We start from the raw sequence: 21,192 nt of genomic DNA, 5'->3' as shown, positions 1-21,192 counted from the left end.
GCTCGCGGGCGACAGCTCGGTGCCATTGTGGACGACGCTGACGGGCAGGTCGGCGGGATCGAGCCCCGTGACGATCCAGGGCCCGGCCGGCGTGAAGGTGTCCTGGCTCTTGGCGCTGAGCCAAAGATCGTCGGACTTCTGCAGGTCCCGGGCAGTGACATCGTTGCCGATGGTGAAGCCCAGGACGGCGCTGCGTGCGGTGTCGAGGGTGAGGGCTTTGGCTTTGCGGCCGACGACGACCGCCAGCTCCGCTTCGGGTTCCACCAGGCCGACTCCGGCGGCCAGTTCGATGGCCTCGCCGGGGCCGACGACGCTCGTTGCCGCTTTGTGGAACGCCTGGGGCGGGAGGTCACGGCCGGCCCGGCCGGTGTTGTGGGCCATGCCCAGTACATTGCCGGGCACACTGGGGGCGAGGAAGCTCAAAGCGTCCTGCGGCACCGTGGCGCCGCATTCCCATCCGGCCCGCGGGGCACTGTTGGCGTTGGCGGACGAGCCGGGGAACGGGCTGTCGATGACCGTCCACTGCCGTCCGGCGTCGCTGGCGAAGTCGGTGGCGGCGTTGGTGACGTAGAACTGTTCGCCGCCCGCGGGCGTCCGTCCGTCAGTCGCGGGGGACAGTGGGCGGACGCGGGCTATCCGACGCGGGGGAGCTGGAGTCATTCAGCCATCCTAGGCACTGCCGAGGGTGCGCAGGGAACTCCATGCCCGGACATTGCGGCCCGGGTCAGTACAGTTCGCCCACCGGGATGTCGACGGCGAGGCGGTTCTCGGGACCGGCCAGCGGGCACGCCCAGGCCTCGTTGTAGGCGCACGAAGGATTGTAGGCAAAGTTGAAATCCAAGACAAACGGCGCATCCGGGCCGGAGCCGCGCACGCCGTGAAACGCGCCCTTGATCGTGTCCAGCAGGTACCTGCCGGCACCGTAGCTGCCGCCGGGCTGGCCGGCGGTGGCGTCGCGGAACGGAACGAAGATTCCTCCGCCGTACCCGATGAGCCTCCAGACAGCCAGCTGGCCCATCTCCGGCAGGTCGAACGTTCCCAGCCGGACGAACCTGACGAGGCCGTCGGTGCCGGTTTCCACGCTGATCTCGCGGCCGGCGCCTTCCTTGGTCAGCGGCACCTCGAAGCGGTAGATGGGATCGTAGTCCGCGGTCTTGAGGCCGCCGAAGGCCGCCTTTGCCTCCGCCGTGAGCGCCGAGGCAGGGTGCGTGCCGAACATGCGGTCCCGCTCCTGACGCCAGTACGAATGTGCCTCCGCGGGGTTGTCCGCGGCGATTCTGCGGACGGTGTCGTACAGGGCAAACGTCCGCAGCCGCCAGTCAGCGATGTCGACAGCGGACATGCCCGCCAGGGTCTTCTCAGCTGCGTCAAGCTCGTATTCGGCCATGTCCACAGCCTAGCCCCCTTTCCGATCCCGGTACGCGCGGTCCGCCCCGCGAAACACGGAGGCGGAAGACCCGTGGCCGGGCGGTGCCCCGCACTAGGCTGGAGGCATGACAGGGATGACAGTTTCCCGCAGGACCGGTGCGGCCGCCGTCGCACTGCTCGCTGCGGCTCTCCTGGCCGGCTGTGGCAACGAGAGCAAGGGGTCCCCGGCCTGGACGGTGGAACCGACCGGCGGCAGCGCATCCCCCGGAGCAACGACGACGGGAACAGCCTCCCCGTCCGCCACCGGCTCGGGCGCCCCGTCCGCCCAACCCGGCACGACGGCGTCGGCCTGGAAGGTCTTCACCGACCCCGCCAAGAAAGTCAGCTTCGATCTGCCGCAGGAGTGGATAGCCCAGTCTGTGGAGCCGGACAAGGGCACCCTGCCCGGCGCAGTGAAAGTCGAGGTCAAGGACGCCGAGGGCACCTACCTGGCCACGCTGCAGACCGGGCTGCCGGAAGCCGCCCCCGCCGCGTGCGCCGCGGCCTCCAAGAAGTCCTACGTGGTGGTCAGCAGTGTGCCGGTGGAACTGCCGCACAGCGGCGGCGAGGGCACGATTTCCCCGCATGTGGTGTTCCGGGTGATCCAGGGGTACCGGTTCTTCGGCTCCTACGGGATCACGAATGTGGTGGGCGGTGCCGACTCCAAGGCGTGCCAGCTGCAGAACGTGGTCCGCGGGCTGGAGGGCCAGGGCAACTACTCCTTCAGCGACGTGCGGTCGCTGAAGTCCTTCGCGCCGGATGAGAAGGTGGCGCCGGCAAAGGCCTTCGACACCCTGGACCAGGCTGCGGACTACGTCAACAAAGGCTCTGAGTTTGCGAACGTCCAGCGGATGCTAATGTCTCTGGAGATCAAGAACTAGTCCCGCTGCCGCCGGCATACCCAACGGTCCGCAGCTGCGGCTGGCTTCCGCTTTCCTCACACCCCGGAGATTAATGGAACGCACTGTGGCCGCACGCCTGGTCTTTCAGACCGTGGCCGATACCAAGGTGGCATTGGCCATTTCCGTGGCCAGGAATCCGGGCTATGCCTCCCTCGACGAAACTCTTTCGGTGACGAGTGCTGCGTCGGCTGGAGGCGAGCAGGTTCCGCTGACCGAGCTTTCCGACCACCACGGCGGCAGGTTCCACTACATGGAATTCGCCGATCCCACCGAAGTGACGGTGGAGTACTCGGCCACCGTTAAGGGGTTGGCCGAGCCGGAGGAAGCATCCCTCATGGAGCTCATCCGGTATGTTCGGCCGAGCCGCTACGCCGAATCGGACCGGCTGCTTCCCACGTCCTACGCGGAATTCGGCGGTCTGCAGGGGCAGGAACTCCTCCGCGCCGTGCGCAACTGGGTCTACAACGAGCTCCGCTACGTCAGCGGTTCTTCCCGTGGCACCGACGGCGCGGTGGAAACGCTGCTGAACCGCCGCGGCGTCTGCAGGGACTATGCGCACCTGGCGATCTCCCTGCTGCGGGCCAAGAACGTGCCGGCGCGCCTCGCCGCCGTGTACGCCCCCGGCCTGTCGCCGATGGACTTCCATGCCGTGGCCGAGGCCCACATCAACGGCGTGTGGCACGTTATCGATCCCACCGGGCTTGCCCCCAGGGAAGCGATGCTGAGGATCACTGCCGGCCGCGACTCCTCGGATACGGCCTTCCTGTCCACTGTGGGCGGGAGCCTGTCACTGCGGGAAATGAAGGTCACCGCGCTGGTCAACGGCGACCTGCCGGGCGAGGACCCGGACAAACTCGCCGTCATCCGCTAGGGCTGTGCTGGGGCCCGGCCCGGGCTTGGTGCGATGACTGGTTGCGGTGCCCCTCTGGCGTTACGATCAGGCATGGTCCCTGCGACAAATCTGCTGGCCTTTGCCGTGGTTTCCGCGCTGCTGATCGCCGTCCCGGGCCCCAGTGTCCTTTTCGTCATAGGACGGTCGCTGGCCCTGGGAAGGCGCGGCGGCCTGCTCAGCGTCCTGGGTAACGCCGCCGGTGAGCTGGTGCAGGTGGCGGCCGTGGCACTCGGCCTCGGAGTGGTGCTGGCGCAGTCGCTGCCGCTTTTTACGGCCGTCAAGATTGCCGGAGCCGCGTACCTCATTTACCTGGGCATCCAGGCGGTCCGGCAGCGTCACGGGCCGTCGGCCGGGAGGAACCCGTCACGCTCCGCCTCCACCTGGCGAATCCTTCGCGAAGGATTCTTTGTGGGGGCCACGAACCCCAAATCGGTCGTCTTCTTCGTGGCCGTCCTTCCGCAGTTCGTGGACCATGCCGCGGGCGCCATTCCGCTGCAGCTTGCCGTGCTGGGTGCCACGTTCCTGGTGATCGCCCTCGTTTCGGACAGCGTTTGGGCGCTGGCCGCGGGCACGGCCCGGCAGTGGTTTGCGCGCTCACCGCGGCGGATCGCCGCGGTGAGCACCACCGGCGGAGTCATGATGATCGGGCTGGGCGGCACCCTGGCCGTGACCGGCAACAAAACCTAGCTCGGCCCAGAGTGCCGCCAGGACCCCCGGCCAGCAGGCCCCCGGCGTCCGGCCGATTTCTCTGGCCTAGCGCGGCAGAGAGGTGCGCAGCTTTTCCGTCAGCCTCAGCAGCTCGCGCTGTTCGGCAGCCGTCAGTGCCGGCGAGACCAGCTCCGCGATATCCCGGACGTGTTCGCGACCAATCTGTTTTTGCAGTTCGGCCCCGTCGTCGGTGAGCTTCACCAGGACGCCCCGGCCATCGTCCGGGGCCGGCATCCGCGCCACCAGTCCCCGCTTTTCCAGCCGCTCGACCAGCCGGCTGAGGCTGGACTGGCTGAGCAACACGTTGTCGTTGAGCTCGTTCAGGCGCAGCCAGCCGGAGGGACACCGGGACAGCGTGAACAGGACGTCGTACTCATTCACGGCCAGGTTCTTGAACGCCGGCCCGGACTGCAGCCGGCGCATTACGGCCACCTGGGCGCGGAAGAGAGATTCCCAGGTTTCGGCGGCCAGACGGACCGGTGACGCCGCCGGCGTCGTCCGGGCGGGCATCATGCCTCCCGCGCCGCTGTCGGGGCGGAAGAGGCGGCAACGGCTTCCGTCCCCGCATCCTCGGCGGCCAGCTTCGCGGCCACGCGGCCGGCATGGGTGGGCGGATCCGGGACATGGGCCGGCTTGAGGGCCGCATATTCCTTGCGCAGCACCGGCAGCACCTCTTCGCCGAACAGGTCCAGCTGCTCAAGAACGGTCTTCAGCGGCAGGCCGGCATGGTCGATCAGGAACAGCTGGCGCTGGTAGTCGCCGAAGAACTCACGGAAGGTGAGGGTCTTCTCGATGACCTCCTGCGGGCTGCCCACTGTCAGCGGAGTCTGCGAGGTGAAATCCTCCAGGGACGGGCCGTGGCCGTAGACCGGCGCGTTGTCGAAGTACGGCCGGAACTCCTTGACCGCGTCCTGGGAGTTCTTCCGCATGAAGAACTGCCCTCCGAGGCCAACAATCGCCTGGTCCGCCTTGCCGTGGCCGTAGTGCTCGTAGCGCTCGCGGTAGAGGCCGATGAGCTGCTGGTAGTGCTCCTTGGGCCAGAAGATGTTGTTGGCGAAGAAGCCGTCGCCGAAGTAAGCGGCCACCTCGGCAATCTGCGGCGTGCGGATCGAACCGTGCCACACAAAGGGGGCGACGCCGTCGAGCGGGCGGGGCGTTGAGGTGAAGTTCTGCAGCGGGGTACGGAACTTGCCGGACCAGTTCACGGTGTCCTCGTCCCACAGCCGCCGCAGCAGCGTGTAGTTTTCGATCGCCAGTTCCACCCCGTCCTGGATGTTCTTGCCGAACCAGGGGTAGACCGGTGCCGTGTTGCCCCGGCCGAGAACCAAATCCACGCGGCCGTCGGCGAGGTGCTGCAGCATGGCAAAGTCCTCGGCGATCTTCACGGGATCGTTCGTGGTGATTAGGGTGGTGGCCGTGGAGAGCGTGATGCGCTCGGTCTGGGCAGCGATGTAGGCGAGCGTGGTGGTGGGGGAGGAGGAGAAGAACGGGCGGTTGTGGTGCTCGCCGAGGGCGTACACATCCATCCCGATTTCTTCGACCTTCTTGGCGATCGCCACCGATGCCTTGATGCGCTCGTTCTCGGTGGGCGTCCGGCCCGTCGTGGGGTCCGTGGTGATGTCGCTGACGCTGAATACGCCGATCTGCATGATGTGCCTTCCGTTATCCGAACTGTTCCTGGCTTGCTTCAACTGTAGCCGGATTTAGATGCATTTGCATCTATTAGTCCGTGTAACGTTCAGCACGGGAGGTTATTCCCTCGCCCTTCCCCGCGCCTTTCCCCGTGCCGGGCGCCCGCCGTGTGACCGTCGCTGAGAATGGTCCTCAGGAGGTGCGGCCCTACGAGGTGGTCTTGCCCTGGCGGTTATGGTCAGGCGCCAGCCGCGACTCCTGCTTCTGGCGGGACCGCTCTAGCGCGCGGTAGACGGTGGAACGGCCCACGGAGAACAATTCGGCAATCTCAGACATGGTGTGTTCGCCATTGGCGTGCAGTTGAACCAGGTGTGCTTCCTGCCGGGGCGAGAGTTTTGGCTTCTTCCCGCGCAGCCGGCCCTTGGCCTTGGCCACCCTCATACCTTCGCGGGTCCGTGCGCGGATGAGGTCACCTTCAAACTCAGCGACCATGGCCAGGACATTAAACAGCAGCCTGCCCATCGGGTCGGTGGGATCATGAACAGAACCGCCGATGCTGAGTTTTACCCCGCGTGCGGCTAAGTCATCAGCGATCTGGTGAGCATCCCGGACGGAGCGGGCGAGCCGGTCCAGCTTGGTGACGATGAGCGTGTCGCCTTCGCGGCACGCTGCCAGCGCTTCACGGAGGCCTGGGCGGTTCGTGTTGCTGCCGGTCAGGCCGTGGTCGACGTAGATCCGTGATGCCTCGATGCCAAGGGCTAGAAGAGCGTCCCGTTGCGCTGTGAGGTCCTGCTCGTCTGTGGAAACCCTGGCGTAGCCGACCAATAGTTCAGGCATGAGTAGCAGTGTCTCATATCACACCCTGTCCCCGGACGGGCCGCCGGACGGGTCTTGCGGGACACTTCTCGGGACGATGCTGTAATCGCTCAGGTGGCTGCGGGGTTTGCCCGGTATGGGACCCCCTTTCGGCACGTTAAGCGGACAGGCCTCTTTCGGACGTTTTTAACACTCCGGGTTCGGCTTTTGGCTTAGATGTCTGAACTAGGATTCAACGCATGCTTGCGGCTAAGTCCAGAGACAAGTTCAACGTCCATGTCAGGCGTCGGAGATTCATTCCATGGTGAGACCTGACATTCCGTACGGTCTTTCGGGCCATCGCGTCTCAATCGGAATGTGCACAGCAGGCGCTCAGGCCGGGTGCTATGTTGCCTGCTTCAGGTACGTCACTCCGAACGTGCAGGACTGGTACATGGTCGAATTTGGTGACGGGAAGGGATTTACCGACCCGGACGCAGAAACAGACTTCGACGATGTCGCCGAGCTAGACGACTACCTCGATGACCTTGAAGTCACCTGGTTTGCAGATCAGGAAGCCCTGGATGCGATGCGGAGCGCATTTCCGGCGCACCGGATTTATCCCGGATTAGTAGAGCATTTCATCGCATGGATATCGGACTGGCGGTGGAGACGCATGGGGTTATGAGTGCCGCTCGGGTTTCCCCATGGGACGAACGGCCGAGCAGATTAGGACATGGGTTCTGCGCATCCAATTGAGGTACCTAGGGTTAAGGTTCGTCACGGTGCTCGCGTTCACTACTGAAGAAGTAAATGGCTACGAATCCTAAGCCAAGCAGCGCCAGGATGACCACGATCCAGTTGGACTGAGTAAAAACGAAGTAGATTCCAATAATCAACACGCCGATGAACGACAAGCCCCCGAAGAGGGCAAGAGTTCTGCCTCTTTCGCGGTAGGTCCAGATCCTGCCCTTTTTCGGAAACATAAAGATCTCCAATTCATAAGAGAACGCAGTACGGCGAGACTAGGCTTGCAGTTGATCCACATCAAGAGTCAAGGGCGATGGCTGCGGCCGCTGGTTCACTCTGAAGGCGAGCAGTCGGGACGACGAAGGAAACACCACGTCGGAAGCGTCCCGTTCCGCGTTCCCCCAATTGAGAGCACCGTGAGAAAAAATGCGATTGCAATACTCGGGGATCAAGCCCGCGCTATGGAGGCGGCTTTCCTACTGCAACCGGTCCCGGTCGCGTCGCTTCCGCAGTACAAGCAGAGCAGCCGAACTTGCCAGTGCCAAGGTACCGCTAAGAATCAATAGCAAAATCTTGAGATTCATCCAGAACGGATCGGCAGGCTGCGCTATTAGGGTCATTACGAAAATGAGTATCCCTGCAAAGAGTAAGCCGGCTAGATCGCGTTCCTTCAGTCTTTTCACTGTTCCCTCATCCCCCGATTATGTACGGGCGGCAGCTGCCGTCAACTGGTTCATCTGAAATTGTCCCCTTGGACGTTCCTTCAACGGCGAGAACCCTTGGCTGCGGATGCAGGGAGCCGTGAGCATTCCGGCTCCCGCTTTATTGGCTACTTCGCCTCGGGCAGTTCTCGAGTGAACCTGTACTTCTGGTGCACTTTACGCAGCAGTGTGGTCATGTCCTCAGCCACGAGTTGGCGGATGTCCCGCTCTTCGGTTTCCAGGATTCGGTCCAGGTTGGGAAAGATGGTTCCTGTCACAGTCAAACCGGATTTCCTAATGCGGGTCGAGGTCGGACTTTCTCCGGTATGCATTGCCAGGGCACCTGGGTAAAGACTTCGGCTCTCGGCGATGCTGAACTCCAGTAACCGCAGTGGCCCGCTCAACCACCATTGACGCCATTCCGGGGATGCGTTCATGTCCGTTTCCACTTCCCGCGCCGTCGCTCGATACAGCTGGACTCTATGAGGGGCGTGCTCAAGTTGTTCGGTGTAACTGATGAACTTTCGATCCGTGTCGCGGGGAGCGAGGGGCCACGGCGTTTCGGTGCTGCGCTCGTATGCGTCCTGGAAGGCGTACTTGAGACCGTTCCCTGCCATGCCTTCGAAGAAATCAAAGATAGCGGGGCGTTCCGGGTGGGACGCGAAGTGAAAGTCCGCCGGCGGTGGGTCATTGCCGATAAGAACCTGGTGGAAACACCAGCCGAGAAGCCATGATTCATAGCTCATCTCCACAGGTTCTGGACGGAAATTCAAATAAGGAGGACCTGTCGGACCGAATTCTTGCGGATTGCCTGTCTCCGCAACGAAGTGTGCGTCGAATAACTGCCTTTGGCTCCGGTCTGCCTGCCCAGTATGTGAACAGAGCTGAGGCGCGCTGGGAGGCTTGCTCGTATAAGTCGATGATCGTTTCGGGACTCTCCGCGCGCAGTCTCTTGGCCAGCGCATTGGACTGTGGGGATCACGGTTAGCCAGGCGGGCCTCTGCCACTAAATCTTTAAGATCCATCACGCTCCTTCACCAGAACCGAAGCCGGCAGCGGAGATCTAACGCATGGCCGGGAGCGCCGGCCATGACCGGAACCCAAGACGACAGTACTAGGCCGGTAGCTCCAAAGCGCAGCTTCCAGGAAGGGGCGTCATGCAGCCGGATCGCCGGCGACACTGGTCCCATCCGCACCGGACAAGGTTCCTCGAACGCACCTGCCATTTCACGCAGCCGACTACGATTGGTGCCCATGGACCAGGAAGTCATCGAAGATGCCGCATTGCCCGATTACCGGACGTACACCTCCATGTCGATGGAGGGTGAAGCTGCCGTAGGTCGCATCGCAATCTGGGCCGCATGGCTGGAACAAACTCTGGCCCATTTTTGCTCGGCACTCGTCAATGGCAGCACTGGAGTGGGAACGACGCTGACGGAGGGAATGACAGCATCGCAGCTCATCCAGACGTCGAAAAAGCTTGCGCTCTCGGTCCATTCGCCACTGTCGCCCGAGTTGAAGGAGCGGGTGGTGAAAGTTCTGGCAAATGCGAAACAGGCGTTAGAGCAGCGAAATAAGATTCTTCATGCCTCAGTGGGAGGAACACTAACTCCAGGCACAACAGCGTTCTACGGCCGCCGTCTGAATGCCAATGGGCAGATTGAAGCGGCAGTTCACAGTCCCGACGAGTTGGATGTGATGGGCGCCAAATTGCACGCATCCATGGAAGAAGTGTGGGAGTGCATGGGACGTAGAGCATGCGTTAGGCCGCTACGAAAACCCGAGGGCTTAACCCCTACAGGGCTAACTTTAGTTGTCAGTGATGCTCGTGTAGCCAGGCTACGGGAGGGGTTCGGTCTCTGGTCATAGCCGGAATGCCATTGGCCGTGCACGTTGTATCGCTGTAAGTGCCATGTACTGCTAGAAGTTCTGCTAGTACGCTCGGCACATCAGGGAAAGCGCCAACATGGCTAATCGGAATGGCATGAACATGAAGCTGCGAGCCGCTTTTTTGTTGCCTGCGGCAGCCATCATTCTCGCCTTAGGGATACTTGCGGCTTCCTTTCCAGATCTCCTCCGGCCGCTGACGTTCGCGATGCCTGTTGTTCTGCTCTTAGCTCTGGGCGCTCTGTTCTTGACCGAGCGGAAACGACGACGCGCCACCGACCTGACTAGATAGCCCTTCTCTCAGCACGCCGATTCACTTACGTGTCGGCAGCGGAAACGCATACCTGTCCCGGTTCGCGTTCCCCAGGGGCGGGATTTGCTAACGCGTGATAGTGAGTTGCTTCGCGGGCAATGCGCACGAGGCAAGATCAAAGTTCGCAGGTCCGTCTGCCCGGTTGTTCCTGCCGGTGTCGTCGCACCAGTCGATGTTGTACGGCATGGCAGTCACCGTCGCTTTTCCAACCGCCATTTCCGCAGGCACCTTGAAATTGAAGGTAAATGCTCCCGAGTCGGTCATTGGAGCGGTTTTGTTGATGACCGGGGTGCCGGCTTTATCCGTGACACTTACGTGGATGTGGGCATTTGTACCGTACCGAGGGTTACAGCCTGCAGGGGGTGCCGAGACTGTCACCACTTCTCCCGGTTTAGCACTGGTAGGGCTGACTGAATAAGCGGGCGGAAAACAGGGAGGCTCGCCTCCTGAGGATGAGGAGCAGGCGCCTAGGGCAGCCATCATCGGGGCCGCGAACACAATGGCGAAGAACAACTGCCGCGGACTCACGCTCGCGTTAATCCTGCCAGGGAAGCTCATGCTCCTATTGTTCTCGTGCTTGCTGGTCCCACGTGGAAAAGCAGAAATTCGTCGCTGGATCGTTGTTCTTTCCCGTCTGAGCGTCGCCCTGAGCTGGAGCGCTGCTGGAGGTTCCCGAAGGAAAATGGACTAGACCTAGCGACTTGTGCCGTGAGGGGTTCGGCTCACGACCCCACCTACTTGCGGTCACAGCAGGTTGTGTCGCCATGGAAGAATCTGCGCATGATGGACAACTGGGAAAGCCGCGTACAGGAGTGTTGGGCCCAGGCCGATGACACGGACTCCGCAATCTTCAGGAGCATGAAAACGCTCGTCGATGAACGGCCTGATGGGGATGCCGCGGCTCTGTATGAATGGGCTTCCGTTCACGACTTTCTGGGGCGCGAGACGGAAGCGATACCCCTTTACCGCCTTGCCCTCGACGCTGGTCTCGATGACAGACGACGGCCTCAGGCACTCATTCAACTCGCCAGCTCACTGCGCAACGTGGGCGAGTTCGAGGCGGCCATTCGAGTGCTCGAGGATGTGGAGGAAAACGACGTCGCCGGGGACGCGCATCGTGCCTTCCTCGCCCTGGCACTTTTTGATGCCGGCCGGCCGGATCAGGCTCTCCGTGTTGCGCTCGAGGCCCTGGCCAAGACCCTTCCCCTCTATCGTCGCGCAGTCACCGGGTACGCGGCAGAGCTCGGTCCATCTCCTGCCTAGGTCGACGCCCGCGTTTTGATCACACGCTCTGGGTTCCCGGCCTGCCAAGCGCCCGGTGAAGGTAGCTTTCCTTCGGACCCGTCCCTGAGACGACTCTCTGATCTTCAGCGTCAGAGAGAGCCACTTTTCGCCCGGTCAGGGTTCGTCTAATGGCGAATCGTGAGGCTAAAGGGATGAACTGTTTCCGTTCCAGGCTCGCGGTCTGCGCTTGTTCCTGTTAAGAAGAGTAGAAACGACCAGCGTCGAGGTCGGTATGGCGGGAGAGCAAGGTGAGGCCGGCTTCACCGGTGGCTACTTCCAGGTCTCCCTTGTCTGTGCCAATTGCTGCGATTTTCCAGGACCGCTTGAGCTCGGCCGGCTTCTTCGGGGGAACGTCGACCAATCCGTGGGAGGTCAGCTTACTGAACTCCCGCACGTTCCCCGTGGGGGATCCCTCGGCAAACAAAGGCTGGAATTTAATAGTTCCGTTGGTCACTTCGGCGAATCCCTGTTCCCACCTGCTACTCAGTGAACCGGGGATAGCTTTGGGGTAGCGGATTGCGCACTCGATAAGTCCGCGCTCAACGTCCCGCAGGACACGAGCCTCCCTCTCCGAAGCTGCCAGTCGTGCGATCACGAGCGCCAATCCAGCCAGAACGGCAACGGTGAATGCAGTTGAGGGCCAGAAACCAAGTGGTTCACGGAGGATGCTGGAGACGCAAAAAGCAAGGATAAGAGGCCACCAGTACGATCGCGTAAGAGCCTTTTCCCACCTTCCGAGAGGCGAGGGCTTCTTCATCTCAGCTGGCATGCCTTGATCGTAGCTCGTGCACAGATAGCCAGGCACGAGGGTTGAGAATTCTTGATCCGAAACGCGATCAGTCATCAAGGTCTCAACCGACCGGTAATTGCTGTTGCTGGGACTCTGACCGGGCTAGCCCGCCCGAACCGTCTAGTTTCCCGAGCAAACATCTACCTGACAGCGGGCGGGTCACGGCCAAGACACCAGCACCTTCCAAGCGTCACATCCCGAGCAGAATTCCTACCTACCCTTGGGCGTCCCCCTAGAGGTTCGGCATGAGGGGCTACCGACCGGCTAGGAGTTCGTGATTTAGTGCAGCTATGGCATCAGCAGATGAGGTCAAACGCAAAACTAACCGCATCGCTTTCAGCTCGATAATCGGCGCCGGTGTTCTGGTAATCGCTAATTTGTTGCCCACTGATCCTGAGCCAATGCTTTGGATAAAGATGGCTCTCATGTTTGCTGCCGTCATCGTCATGGTCGGTTTGCTCACGCGTTTTGTGCTGTGGCAGCGGGCCGAGTACTGGCGCGAACGCGGCAGAGACCCCAAGCACCCGGAGCAGCCTGCCTCTCCAGACAACGTCTAATCTGAGGGCAAACCTGCATGCTGCTCGGCAAAGAAGGGCAATGAGAACTGTCACCCACAGCGATTCGTGGACTAGACCTATCAAACTGTCCGGGTAGAGGTTAGGTTACGAGACGGAGGCTACCGCCGGATCTCTCGGGCGAGTTAGACCCGGGCGGTGAAAAGCTGCCCCAAATTTGGCGCCGTACAACTCTTCATTGTCACGGGTTCTGTGCCGGAGGAGACTTGAGGCGACGGCATCCCACCTCGGGGCCTCCCGCGGGGCCACCCGGCTGCGGGGCCTCACAGTACCCTGTAGCGGCTTGGTGGATCGATGAGCTCCATGACACCCCTCGAAGGTGAGCAGAAGGTGTGGAAGTGAGCAGCGGGGTGTGTGGTAAATCAGGGCGTCAGCGGGTAGCGGCGCTCATTGTCAGCCTGGGATTGGCGTTTTGGGTCGGCGGCTGCACCTATGAGGAGCCGGATGGGGAGCGACCGCTTCCCGGTTCGGCCTTTCCGGTGCCTTCGACTTCGGAATCTGAATTATCTGTTGCCCCACGCGAAGGCTGGGGCCCTGATGCCCTGTTCTACACCGATGCGGGAAACCTATATGTCGGGGAAAACAGATGGCCACCGGCTCGCGTGGCGTCATTCACAACGACTTCCACTGGTGTGGTCTATGTGGATGCCGAGACGTCGAGGCTTGTTTGGGCAGACTGGGAACACAGCATCAGGAGGCTCGGCTGGCTGGAACCCAAAGAAACCCGCGCGGGCCGTCAATGGGGTGAGTTTCGGGACATTCGGGACATAGTCGGTAACCCCAGCCATGACCTGGTCTCTTGGATCCAAAGGGGCGCATACGGCGGGGACATCGTCGTCGTGCGTCCAAGCACCGGGGAGGTGCTCGCCCATGCAGCGATCCCGTCTCTAGCCGCCGAAAAAAGTGTGGTTTACGGATCAATCGATGATGCCGCTGTCTACTACGCAACCTCGCCCGGGGGAGGGGGCACGGGGGATGTGTGGGTTTGGCGGTGGGCCGCCGGCGAGGCTCCTCAACTGAGCGACCGGCCCGTTGCCGATGTCAGTGGAGACATTTGGGCGGTGGAGAGGGAGGATCGCATCGATTTCGAGAACGCTGACGGAACCGTCTTGTCATCGGTCCACTCTTCCTATGGAGACCGAACGGCTTTCGGCAGTGGCCTCAGCCCTGGTGGCCGCTTTTGGTACGCCCCGGCCTTTGACCTGATCGTCGAGACGGCGACCGGCACAAGCGTCAAGATCGAACGCGGTTTCCAGCAGCGCTACGGCTGGGCCGGGCCTGAAGAGTTGACCCTGATCGGTCCAGGTATCTCGGTTTGCTCAGCAATAACGGGAAAATGCGAAGGACCATTCAAGTCCATGAACACGACGGGCTACACCTATCACTTCGGACTTCCACTCAACTAAGAGACCGGGCTAACCATCCCTCCCAAAAGTGTTGACGTCAGGCAGCCATGCAGGCCCGAGGACCTGAGCAGAGTGCCCGGGCCCTTGCGCAGCATCCCGCTTGGATGCCAAGGAGATGCAGGTCAAAACACCACTGGAGGCAGCACGAATCGCCAGATATTGAGGGCCATACGAGGCGCAGGGTGTTTCGCGGTTGCGTCTCGAATCCCTGGCATTACAAGACAGTCGACGGATCAGACCGCCCGGCCTTCTGACAGCGCGGGGAGGCCGTGCGCGGTGGGGATCGGGGAAATTCAGGTCGTGGTGGCGGCCGTTTCCATGATCAGTTCGAGTCCACCGTCGATTTCGGCGGTGGTGAGCGATGTGGTGATGTCGGAGAGTTCGGCGAGATCGTGGATGTGGGTGCCGCCGCATGGGATGTTGGTGCGTCCGTCGGGGAGTTCGCAGACCCAGGTGCGCCGGGCAGAAAGAGCAGGATCGTCTCGTTCGATCCGCACGGCGTCGCCTGCCTTGATCCACTGCGCGAGCTGGGCGTTGACACGTTCCGCGACAGCGGAGGGGTCATCGAGTGAGGCGGGAGCGAATCCCTTGCGGCGTAGAGATTTTCCGATGCGGTAGGTGTCCCTGGATCGGTGGGCGTCGATGCGCGAACGCTGAATGGCCAGCGCGTCGAAGGCCGGGTTTCCCAGTGCATCTGTAGATGCAGGCTTGCTCCATGCTGCTGACAGTGCGGAGTCGAGGGCAAGCGCGGCGAGGTGGCAGGCGGTATGTGCCGCGGAGAGTGCCGCGCGGTAGCCCTGGTCGACGTCGATCTGTACAGACTCGCCGACCGCCGGCGGTGGGCCTTCGATGATGTGGGCGACCACGAAGGTCCATCCGTCGGTTCCTGTCCGCACGGGCAAGTCCGCGCCGAGGTGGAGTTCGCCGTCGCGGATGCCGCCGGTGACGCCATCAATGATCGGTTGTGTGCCTGTCGCGGTGGTGATCGTGCCACGGCCGGCCGGCTGGTCAGGCCATGCGGTGTCGACCGGATGGAAGGCCGTGGTGTCGAGGAGGACCGCTGATCGTTCATCGGAGAGCGGCTCCACGTGGAGCACGGTTCCGGTTGAGGTGGTCGCGCCGTCTGGGTACGTGACAGTGGTGTCAGTCGTGGGCAGGGCCATGAGTTAGTCCGTTCTCTTGAGTTGGGGGAGGGGGGAAGCTGCATTGCCGGCGCGGCGTCGTCGTACGCCGGCCGTCACGCCGACTGAGGCGGCGGTGACCAAGACCAGGGCTATGATTTCTCTGGGGCCAAGCGCTTGGCCCAACACCAGCAGGCCAGCGAGGGCGGCCACAGCCGGGCCCAGGGCCGAGAGGACGCCAAAGACGCGGGTGGAGAGCCGCCGCAGCGCGAGCATCTCCAGACCATAGGGAAGCGCGCTGGACAGCAGCGCCACACCCACAAAGACCGGCAGCACCAGCGGCGAGGCCACCACTCCGCCCGTCGCAGCCGTTGCACCCAGGGGCAACGCGATGACCGCGCCGATCGCCATTGACACTGCCAGGCCTTCGACGCCGGGTACCAGCTGGCCGACACGTGCACTCGCGAGGATATAAACAGCCCAAAAGGCGCCCGCGCCGAGCGCGAAAACGATACCGGCGAGCGAGTGGACGCTGCCGCCGTCGAGCCCCAGGAGAACGACACCGGCGAACGCCAACAGCGCCCATGCCGCGTCAGTGATGCGCCGGGTCTGCACAAGGGCAAGCAGAAGCGGCCCAGTGAATTCGAGAGTCACGGCGACACCTATCGGAATCTCACCGATGGCGAGATAGATCAGGGTATTCATTCCAGCCAGCGCGATGCCCAACACGGTTGCGGCTGCCCACTGCTCCCGCTTCCATCCGCTGACCTTCGGTCGCACGGCGACCAACAGGATCAGTGCCCCAAAGATCAACCGGAGAAGCGTTGCTCCGGTGGGACCCACGGCGTCGAACTGCGTCTGGGCCAACGCTGCACCGAACTGAACGGATACTACGGCGGTGACCATTAGCGCTGGAGCAGGAGCGGAAAAGGTCCGCATATCTTCATTCTGCACAGGCGTAGCCGCGGCGCTTTACTAGCGCGCGTTTCGTTGGCTCAATACGGAGCACGGTTCCGGCCGAGGTCGTCGCGCCGTTCGGGCATGTGACAGTGGTGCGAGTTGTGGACAGGGGCATGAGCTATTCCATCCGCTCGAGTTGGGGGAGGAAAGGTGCTGGATTGTCGACACCCTGTGAGGGATCGCGTGAGTTATCAGAGTCGTTGCGCTTGCGGGGTTTGAGTTCGCTGACGAGGGCGCCAGCGACAATTAACACAGCCCCGGCGATCGCGATCGGAGGAAGCCGGTCACCCGCGACCCTGCCGATGATCGCAGCCCAAACGGGCTCGGCGGCGTAGATGATCGTTGCCCGCGTGGGTGAGACGGATTTCTGGGCCCAGTTCATCGTGATCTGGATGAGACAGCTCGCAGCCCCCAGGACGACGGAGGCCGCCACCCACACCCAGGAGAATGCAGGGAGCTCCTCTCCCACCACGGGCACGGCCAGGAAGCCCAGTAGTCCCGCGACGAGCAACTGCACCACGGTCACCCGGCCGAGGTTCACTTTGCCCGCGAACCAGCCGATGAGGATGATCTCCGCCGCGATTGGAAGTGTGCTGAAGACGGTCGCGATCTCCCCTGAGCCGAAGGTGAAGCCGACGCTCCCAGGGTCGGCGACCAGAACGAGACCGACGAAGGCCAGTCCGACACCGACCCACGTGAGAAGCCGCGGGGGCTTCCTAAACAACATCCACTGCAGGACCGGCACAAGCGGAACGTAGAGGGCAGTGATGAACGCGGAAGTGCTGCTATTGATCGTCTGGAGACCGACGGTTTGCAGTCCGTAGCCCAGGAAGATCATCACACCGATGGCTGAGCCGGCCGCGATCTCTTTCCAGGTAATGCCAGAGAGGATGCGCGCGAAAACGAGGGCGCTGATGATGCCGGCGCTCAAAAACCGCATGCCTACGAAGAACCACGGTCCGCTGTACTGCACGGCGATGTGAACGATCAGAAATGTCGCCCCCCACACCGCCGTGATGAGGACGAGGGCGAGTTCCTGCTTGGAAAGCAAGCGCGGCCGCGGGCCAATGTGCAACATAATGCTCACTGTATGGTGCAGAATAGTGCACATGCAAACTGAGGGAACGGCCGGGGTTCTGGAGCACGTCAGTGCAAACGTGCGTCGCTTTCGTATGGCGGCTCAACTCAGCCAAGTCGCGCTGGCGGATCGCGCCGGCGTCAGTCGACGTACTGTCGTCAAACTCGAGGCGGGTGAGGCAAATATCAGCCTGACCGGCCTCGATCATCTCGCCGACGCGTTGGGTGTCACATTCGTCGACCTCGTTGCCGCACCGGCCGCGCCTCATACAGACATCAGCGAAGTTGCATGGCGAGGAGACCGGCAAGGCAGCATCGCGGTGCTGCTGGCATCCGTTCCCGCCACCAAGGACGCCCAGCTATGGGCCTGGACCCTCGAACCAGGCGACCGCTACGACGCTGAGCCCGATCCGGTGGGGTGGTCGGAGATGATCCTCGTCTCCGAGGGATCCATCCGCGTCGAACAGGAAGACGGCGATACCGAGCTCCATACGGGTGACCACCTCGCCTTCCCAACCTCACAGCAGTACGCCTACGCCAATGTTGGTGACACTCGCGCACGCTTCATGCGTGTCGTCGTCAGCTGACGCATCCGTCAGACGCCTACGAGCATTCAGGCATTGACGTCGGCGCTGTTCGCCGACCACGCAGGCAGCACGCTGGAGGACCCCCTTTTGGAACGTTTTGTGATCACCCTCTTTTGGGACGATTTCAAGCCGAGACGGGACAGACCCAACGGGGCGGCATCGACTAGCAGGGGACCTACTCGGAGGCGCCCGGGGCGGCGCGGCGGCCGCTGACCTTGGGGGTCATGCCCGTGGTCCAGTCGGCGAACTCGGCTTCGACGTCGTCGTCCGCGGGGGAGAACCCCGGGCGCTCCTTCAGCTCCCGCAGCAGCGCCTTTTTCTCGCGCCGCCCCTCCACTAGCCGGTACAGCACCGGAACCAGCACGAGCGTCAGGGCCGTGGAGGACACCAGGCCGCCGATGACCACGATGGCCAGCGGCTGCGAGATGAATCCGCCGCCGCCGGTGAAGCCGAGCGCCATGGGGGTCAGCGCAAACACGGTCGCCAGTGCGGTCATGAGGATGGGGCGGAGGCGCTGCCGGGCCCCGTGCGTGATGGCGTCCGCGACGTTCATGGCCGTCCTGCCCGCCCGCGGTTTCCGGTACTGGTTGATCAGGTCGATCAGCACGATGGCGTTGGTCACCACAATGCCCACTAGCATCAGCATGCCGATGAGGGCCGGCAGCCCCAGCGGAACCCGGGAGAGAAGGAGCAGGGCAACGGCGCCGGTGGCGGCAAACGGTACGGAGACCAGGAGGATCAGCGGCTGGATGAGCGACTTGAACGCGGCCACCATGATCACATACACGATCGCGATGGCGGCGAGGAGCGCGAGACCGAGCTGCCGGAAGGACTCGGCCTGCTGTGTGGTGGCGCCGCCGATTTCCGCGGTGACCCCCGCGGGAAGCTCTACAGTCTTCAGCCGGTTCTGGACCTCGGTGCTCACCGCACCCAGATTGGCGCCCGACGGCGTGACGGAGACTTGCGCCGTCCGTTGGCCGTTGCTGGAGGTGATGGAGACGGGCACGTCCACCTGCTCGACGGCGGCTACGCTGCCCAGCGGCACCGGGCCGGCGGCGCCGGGCAGCGGGATGGCGCGGACGGCGGCGATGCTCGTGAAGCGGGTGCCCTCGCCGATGCGCACAGGGAAATCGTCGGCCTCGATGCGCACGGTGCCCGCCGGGACGGGGCTGATGGTGGATGCCAGGACGCCGGCCACCTGTTCCTCGTTCAGCCCCGCAGCCACTGCCTTGGCCCGGTCCACCTTCACCTGGACCACGGGCTGGCTGGCGGCCAGGTTGGTGGTCACCCCGGTGCTCCCGGGGACACCGGTCATGGCGCTGACCATCGCGTCGCTGGCCTTCGTCAGGTCAGCAGATGTGGCGGCTTTAAGGGTGATGTCCACGGTGGACGACGTGCCGAAGCCGCCCTGCTGGGCTCCTACGGAGACCTTGCCCGCGCCGCTGACCTTTGCCAGCTCCGTACGGACGGTCTCCTGGAGTTCAGCCTGCTTGGCCTTCTCCTCGGTGACCACGGTGAAGGTGGAGTTGGAGGCGCCGGAGGAGGTGAGCGCAGTGAATCCGGCCTGGGCGTTGCCGGAGGTCACCTGGACGTCCCTGATCCCGTCGATGCCGAGCAGCACTTCTTCGAGTTTTTGCGCCGCCGCGCTGGTGTCCTGGAGGCTGGTGCCGGCCGGAAGCTCCTGCTTCACCGTCATGCTGTTTTCGCCGGAGCGTCCCAGCAGGTCGGTGGCCATCAGGGGGGTCATGGCGGCGGTTCCGCCCAGCACCAGGACGGCCGCGATCAGCGTCACCACCGGGTGCTTCTGGGTCTTGGTCAGGATGGGCAGGTACCCGCGCTGCAGGAGGCTGCGCTGCTCCGCCTCATGGGCCTTGGCTTCTATCTCGCGGGCCGGCTGCGGGGCCGTCCCCGGACCGCGTGATTGGGCCGGGGACTTGAGGAACCAGTAGGCGAGGACGGGAACGATCGTCAGTGACACCAACAGCGATGACAGCAGCGCGATGGTGACGGTCAGGGCGAACGGACGGAACAGTTCGCCCGCAAGGCCGCCCACGAAGGCGATGGGCAGGAACACGGCCACCGTAGTCAGCGTCGATGCGGTGATCGCGCCCGCCACTTCACGGATGGACGTGAGGATGGCCGTGAGCTTGGCCTCGCCGTAGCTGAGGTGCCGCTTGATGTTTTCGATCACGACGATGGAGTCATCCACCACCCGGCCGATGGCGATGGTGAGTGCGCCCAGGGTGAGGATGTTCAGCGAGTAGCCGGTGGCCGAGAGGCCGATGAAGGTGATCAGCAGGGACAACGGAATGGACACGGCCGTGACCAGCGTGGAGCGGACCGACAGAAGGAAGACCAGGATGACGGCCACGGCGAAGCCCAGCCCGAGCAGGCCCTCCGTGGTGAGGTCCTTGATGGACTTCTCGATGAAGGGTGCCTGATCGAAGACCGGCGTGAATTTGGCGTTCGAGCCGAGCTCGGCCTCCAGCTGGGGCAGGGCGTCCTTGACCGCGTGGGAGATCGCCACGGTATCGCCCTCGGGCTTTTTGGTGACGGAGACGGCGAGGGTTTCCTTGCCGTTGGTCCGGGTGATGGAGGTCCGTGCGTCGTCGCGGATGCTGACATCCGCCACGGAACCGATGGTGGCGTTGCCCTTCGCGCCGGCGAGCGGCAGCGCCTTGACAGCGGCGACGGAGTCTACAGGGCTGCCGATCTGCAGGGACAGGCTTTGACCCTTTTCCTCAATGGTTCCGGCCGGGACGAGGTCCCCGTTGTTGGTCAGGGCGTTGCGGATCGACTGGATCGTCGCCCCGCTCGACGCCATGCTGGCCGGCTTCGGCAGAATGAGGATGTGCCGGCTGGCGCCGCCGGTCACGTCGGCGCCGCGGACGCCGTCGACCTTTTGAAGCCGCGGGACCGTGAGCCGCTGGAGGTCGGTGTTCAGCTCGCTGAGCGGCCTGTCCGAGGAGACGGCCAGGAACACGATGGGGAAGTCGCTGATGCTGCCCGCAATGGCCTGCGGCTGCACATCTTCCGGGAGTGTCCGCTTGGCATTGGAGATGGCACGGTCGATCTGGTTGCGTGCACGGTCAAGGTCGGACCCGTAGGTGAACACCATGCTGATCTGGGAGACGCCGTTGCGCGACGTCGACGACGTCGATTCCAGCCCCTCGACGCCGTTCAGCGCAGTTTCCAGCGGCCGGCTGACCTGCTTGTCCACGACTTCCGGTGCTGCCCCGGGCATCGACGTGATCACCGTGATCCGCGGGAACTCGACGGAGGGAATGAGCTCCTGCTTGAGCGAGGACATGGTGATCACGCCGAATACCGAGGCAAAGACGGTAATGAGCGCGATCAGTGCGCGGTTGCCGAGGGAAAGACTGGCCAGCCGGAACATCGCTTGAT

Annotated in this window: 22 protein-coding genes; 9 read left to right on the top strand and 13 right to left on the bottom strand. The window is 63.1% G+C overall.

Annotation, left to right across the window (positions count from 1 at the left end):
- On the bottom strand, positions 1–660 hold a 660-nt coding region (locus AC3A3W_RS05945; protein ID WP_487441097.1), incomplete at its 3' end, for a fumarylacetoacetate hydrolase family protein.
- A gap of 64 nt (positions 661–724) precedes the next feature.
- Positions 725–1,387, bottom strand: a complete 663-nt coding sequence (locus AC3A3W_RS05940) for a DUF1684 domain-containing protein (protein ID WP_487441095.1) — start codon at positions 1,385–1,387, stop codon at positions 725–727.
- A 106-nt stretch (positions 1,388–1,493) separates the two neighbouring features.
- Between AC3A3W_RS05940 and AC3A3W_RS05935 the strand changes: the two genes are divergently transcribed.
- From AC3A3W_RS05935 to AC3A3W_RS05925, 3 genes are all read left to right on the top strand, one after another.
- Complete coding sequence (locus AC3A3W_RS05935; protein WP_487441094.1) at positions 1,494–2,288, top strand: hypothetical protein; 795 nt, start codon at positions 1,494–1,496, stop codon at positions 2,286–2,288.
- A 73-nt stretch (positions 2,289–2,361) separates the two neighbouring features.
- On the top strand, positions 2,362–3,180 hold the full coding sequence (locus AC3A3W_RS05930) for a transglutaminase-like domain-containing protein (protein WP_487441093.1): 819 nt from the start codon (positions 2,362–2,364) through the stop codon (positions 3,178–3,180).
- Between the two features lie 72 nt (positions 3,181–3,252).
- A complete protein-coding gene (locus AC3A3W_RS05925) occupies positions 3,253–3,888 on the top strand; it encodes a LysE family translocator (protein WP_487441091.1) in 636 nt (211 codons plus the stop codon).
- 66 nt (positions 3,889–3,954) lie between these two features.
- On the opposite strand, the gene AC3A3W_RS05920 is transcribed toward AC3A3W_RS05925, so the two are convergent.
- The 3 genes from AC3A3W_RS05920 to AC3A3W_RS05910 form a co-directional block, all read right to left on the bottom strand.
- Positions 3,955–4,419 carry a MarR family winged helix-turn-helix transcriptional regulator gene (locus tag AC3A3W_RS05920; protein WP_487441103.1) on the bottom strand — a complete coding sequence of 155 codons (465 nt, stop codon included), beginning with the start codon at positions 4,417–4,419 and terminating at the stop codon, positions 3,955–3,957.
- Complete coding sequence (locus AC3A3W_RS05915) at positions 4,419–5,558, bottom strand: LLM class flavin-dependent oxidoreductase (protein ID WP_487441089.1); 1,140 nt, start codon at positions 5,556–5,558, stop codon at positions 4,419–4,421. The genes AC3A3W_RS05920 and AC3A3W_RS05915 overlap by 1 nt, the downstream gene beginning before the upstream one ends.
- A 190-nt stretch (positions 5,559–5,748) precedes the next feature.
- Positions 5,749–6,378 (bottom strand): recombinase family protein, encoded by a 630-nt coding sequence (locus tag AC3A3W_RS05910; RefSeq protein ID WP_487441087.1) that lies wholly within the window; start codon positions 6,376–6,378, stop codon positions 5,749–5,751.
- A gap of 412 nt (positions 6,379–6,790) precedes the next feature.
- On the opposite strand from AC3A3W_RS05910, the gene AC3A3W_RS05905 reads away from it, so the two are divergent.
- Positions 6,791–7,024 (top strand): hypothetical protein, encoded by a 234-nt coding sequence (locus AC3A3W_RS05905; protein ID WP_487441086.1) that lies wholly within the window; start codon positions 6,791–6,793, stop codon positions 7,022–7,024.
- 82 nt (positions 7,025–7,106) lie between these two features.
- On the opposite strand, the gene AC3A3W_RS05900 is transcribed toward AC3A3W_RS05905, so the two are convergent.
- Both AC3A3W_RS05900 and AC3A3W_RS05895 read right to left on the bottom strand, forming a co-directional pair.
- Positions 7,107–7,322 carry a hypothetical protein gene (locus AC3A3W_RS05900; protein WP_487441084.1) on the bottom strand — a complete coding sequence of 72 codons (216 nt, stop codon included), beginning with the start codon at positions 7,320–7,322 and terminating at the stop codon, positions 7,107–7,109.
- 593 nt (positions 7,323–7,915) lie between these two features.
- Positions 7,916–8,533: a hypothetical protein gene (locus AC3A3W_RS05895; protein ID WP_487441083.1), complete on the bottom strand. Its 618-nt coding sequence runs from the start codon at positions 8,531–8,533 to the stop codon at positions 7,916–7,918.
- Positions 8,534–9,041: 508 nt separating this feature from the next.
- Here AC3A3W_RS05895 and AC3A3W_RS05890 point away from each other — a divergent pair.
- Positions 9,042–9,656, top strand: coding sequence for a hypothetical protein (locus tag AC3A3W_RS05890; RefSeq protein WP_487441081.1), 615 nt, complete (start codon positions 9,042–9,044; stop codon positions 9,654–9,656).
- Positions 9,657–10,053: 397 nt separating this feature from the next.
- Here AC3A3W_RS05890 and AC3A3W_RS05885 read toward each other — a convergent pair whose 3' ends face one another.
- On the bottom strand, positions 10,054–10,251 hold the full coding sequence (locus tag AC3A3W_RS05885; protein WP_487441080.1) for a hypothetical protein: 198 nt from the start codon (positions 10,249–10,251) through the stop codon (positions 10,054–10,056).
- A 516-nt stretch (positions 10,252–10,767) separates the two neighbouring features.
- On the opposite strand from AC3A3W_RS05885, the gene AC3A3W_RS05880 reads away from it, so the two are divergent.
- Positions 10,768–11,250 carry a tetratricopeptide repeat protein gene (locus tag AC3A3W_RS05880; protein WP_487441078.1) on the top strand — a complete coding sequence of 161 codons (483 nt, stop codon included), beginning with the start codon at positions 10,768–10,770 and terminating at the stop codon, positions 11,248–11,250.
- Positions 11,251–11,467: 217 nt separating this feature from the next.
- Here AC3A3W_RS05880 and AC3A3W_RS05875 read toward each other — a convergent pair whose 3' ends face one another.
- Positions 11,468–12,040, bottom strand: coding sequence for a hypothetical protein (locus AC3A3W_RS05875; protein WP_487441076.1), 573 nt, complete (start codon positions 12,038–12,040; stop codon positions 11,468–11,470).
- Positions 12,041–12,351: 311 nt separating this feature from the next.
- On the opposite strand from AC3A3W_RS05875, the gene AC3A3W_RS05870 reads away from it, so the two are divergent.
- Both AC3A3W_RS05870 and AC3A3W_RS05865 read left to right on the top strand, forming a co-directional pair.
- Complete coding sequence (locus AC3A3W_RS05870) at positions 12,352–12,618, top strand: hypothetical protein (protein ID WP_487441074.1); 267 nt, start codon at positions 12,352–12,354, stop codon at positions 12,616–12,618.
- A 356-nt stretch (positions 12,619–12,974) separates the two neighbouring features.
- Positions 12,975–14,042: a hypothetical protein gene (locus tag AC3A3W_RS05865; protein WP_487441072.1), complete on the top strand. Its 1,068-nt coding sequence runs from the start codon at positions 12,975–12,977 to the stop codon at positions 14,040–14,042.
- Between the two features lie 293 nt (positions 14,043–14,335).
- On the opposite strand, the gene AC3A3W_RS05860 is transcribed toward AC3A3W_RS05865, so the two are convergent.
- The 3 genes from AC3A3W_RS05860 to AC3A3W_RS05850 all read right to left on the bottom strand — a co-directional run bounded on the left by AC3A3W_RS05860 (position 14,336) and on the right by AC3A3W_RS05850 (position 17,174).
- A complete protein-coding gene (locus AC3A3W_RS05860; protein ID WP_487441070.1) occupies positions 14,336–15,205 on the bottom strand; it encodes an alanyl-tRNA editing protein in 870 nt (289 codons plus the stop codon).
- Positions 15,206–15,208: 3 nt separating this feature from the next.
- Positions 15,209–16,102, bottom strand: a complete 894-nt coding sequence (locus AC3A3W_RS05855) for an EamA family transporter (protein WP_487441069.1) — start codon at positions 16,100–16,102, stop codon at positions 15,209–15,211.
- Positions 16,103–16,241: 139 nt separating this feature from the next.
- Positions 16,242–17,174, bottom strand: a complete 933-nt coding sequence (locus AC3A3W_RS05850; protein WP_487441067.1) for a DMT family transporter — start codon at positions 17,172–17,174, stop codon at positions 16,242–16,244.
- A 58-nt stretch (positions 17,175–17,232) separates the two neighbouring features.
- Between AC3A3W_RS05850 and AC3A3W_RS05845 the strand changes: the two genes are divergently transcribed.
- A complete protein-coding gene (locus AC3A3W_RS05845) occupies positions 17,233–17,787 on the top strand; it encodes a helix-turn-helix domain-containing protein (RefSeq protein WP_487441065.1) in 555 nt (184 codons plus the stop codon).
- 175 nt (positions 17,788–17,962) lie between these two features.
- On the opposite strand, the gene AC3A3W_RS05840 is transcribed toward AC3A3W_RS05845, so the two are convergent.
- On the bottom strand, positions 17,963–21,184 hold the full coding sequence (locus AC3A3W_RS05840; RefSeq protein WP_487441063.1) for an efflux RND transporter permease subunit: 3,222 nt from the start codon (positions 21,182–21,184) through the stop codon (positions 17,963–17,965).
- Positions 21,185–21,192: the final 8 nt, after the last annotated feature.

The organism is Arthrobacter sp. Soil_N43, assembly GCF_057655195.1.
The sequence above is the reverse complement of the archived record's forward strand: the minus strand, read 5'-3'. Positions and strand labels throughout refer to the sequence as shown.

Bases quoted from the DNA above. Each gene is read 5' to 3' on its own strand.
- AC3A3W_RS05940 (WP_487441095.1), bottom strand. From the start codon at position 1,387: ATGGCCGAATACGAGCTTGACGCAGCTGAGAAGACCCTGGCGGGCATG.
- AC3A3W_RS05935 (WP_487441094.1), top strand. From the start codon at position 1,494: ATGACAGGGATGACAGTTTCCCGCAGGACCGGTGCGGCCGCCGTCGCA.
- AC3A3W_RS05930 (WP_487441093.1), top strand. From the start codon at position 2,362: ATGGAACGCACTGTGGCCGCACGCCTGGTCTTTCAGACCGTGGCCGAT.
- AC3A3W_RS05925 (WP_487441091.1), top strand. From the start codon at position 3,253: ATGGTCCCTGCGACAAATCTGCTGGCCTTTGCCGTGGTTTCCGCGCTG.
- AC3A3W_RS05920 (WP_487441103.1), bottom strand. From the start codon at position 4,419: ATGCCCGCCCGGACGACGCCGGCGGCGTCACCGGTCCGTCTGGCCGCC.
- AC3A3W_RS05915 (WP_487441089.1), bottom strand. From the start codon at position 5,558: ATGCAGATCGGCGTATTCAGCGTCAGCGACATCACCACGGACCCCACG.
- AC3A3W_RS05910 (WP_487441087.1), bottom strand. From the start codon at position 6,378: ATGCCTGAACTATTGGTCGGCTACGCCAGGGTTTCCACAGACGAGCAG.
- AC3A3W_RS05905 (WP_487441086.1), top strand. From the start codon at position 6,791: ATGGTCGAATTTGGTGACGGGAAGGGATTTACCGACCCGGACGCAGAA.
- AC3A3W_RS05900 (WP_487441084.1), bottom strand. From the start codon at position 7,322: ATGTTTCCGAAAAAGGGCAGGATCTGGACCTACCGCGAAAGAGGCAGA.
- AC3A3W_RS05895 (WP_487441083.1), bottom strand. From the start codon at position 8,533: ATGAGCTATGAATCATGGCTTCTCGGCTGGTGTTTCCACCAGGTTCTT.
- AC3A3W_RS05890 (WP_487441081.1), top strand. From the start codon at position 9,042: ATGGACCAGGAAGTCATCGAAGATGCCGCATTGCCCGATTACCGGACG.
- AC3A3W_RS05885 (WP_487441080.1), bottom strand. From the start codon at position 10,251: ATGACCGACTCGGGAGCATTTACCTTCAATTTCAAGGTGCCTGCGGAA.
- AC3A3W_RS05880 (WP_487441078.1), top strand. From the start codon at position 10,768: ATGATGGACAACTGGGAAAGCCGCGTACAGGAGTGTTGGGCCCAGGCC.
- AC3A3W_RS05875 (WP_487441076.1), bottom strand. From the start codon at position 12,040: ATGCCAGCTGAGATGAAGAAGCCCTCGCCTCTCGGAAGGTGGGAAAAG.
- AC3A3W_RS05870 (WP_487441074.1), top strand. From the start codon at position 12,352: ATGGCATCAGCAGATGAGGTCAAACGCAAAACTAACCGCATCGCTTTC.
- AC3A3W_RS05860 (WP_487441070.1), bottom strand. From the start codon at position 15,205: ATGGCCCTGCCCACGACTGACACCACTGTCACGTACCCAGACGGCGCG.
- AC3A3W_RS05855 (WP_487441069.1), bottom strand. From the start codon at position 16,102: ATGCGGACCTTTTCCGCTCCTGCTCCAGCGCTAATGGTCACCGCCGTA.
- AC3A3W_RS05845 (WP_487441065.1), top strand. From the start codon at position 17,233: ATGCAAACTGAGGGAACGGCCGGGGTTCTGGAGCACGTCAGTGCAAAC.
- AC3A3W_RS05840 (WP_487441063.1), bottom strand. From the start codon at position 21,184: ATGTTCCGGCTGGCCAGTCTTTCCCTCGGCAACCGCGCACTGATCGCG.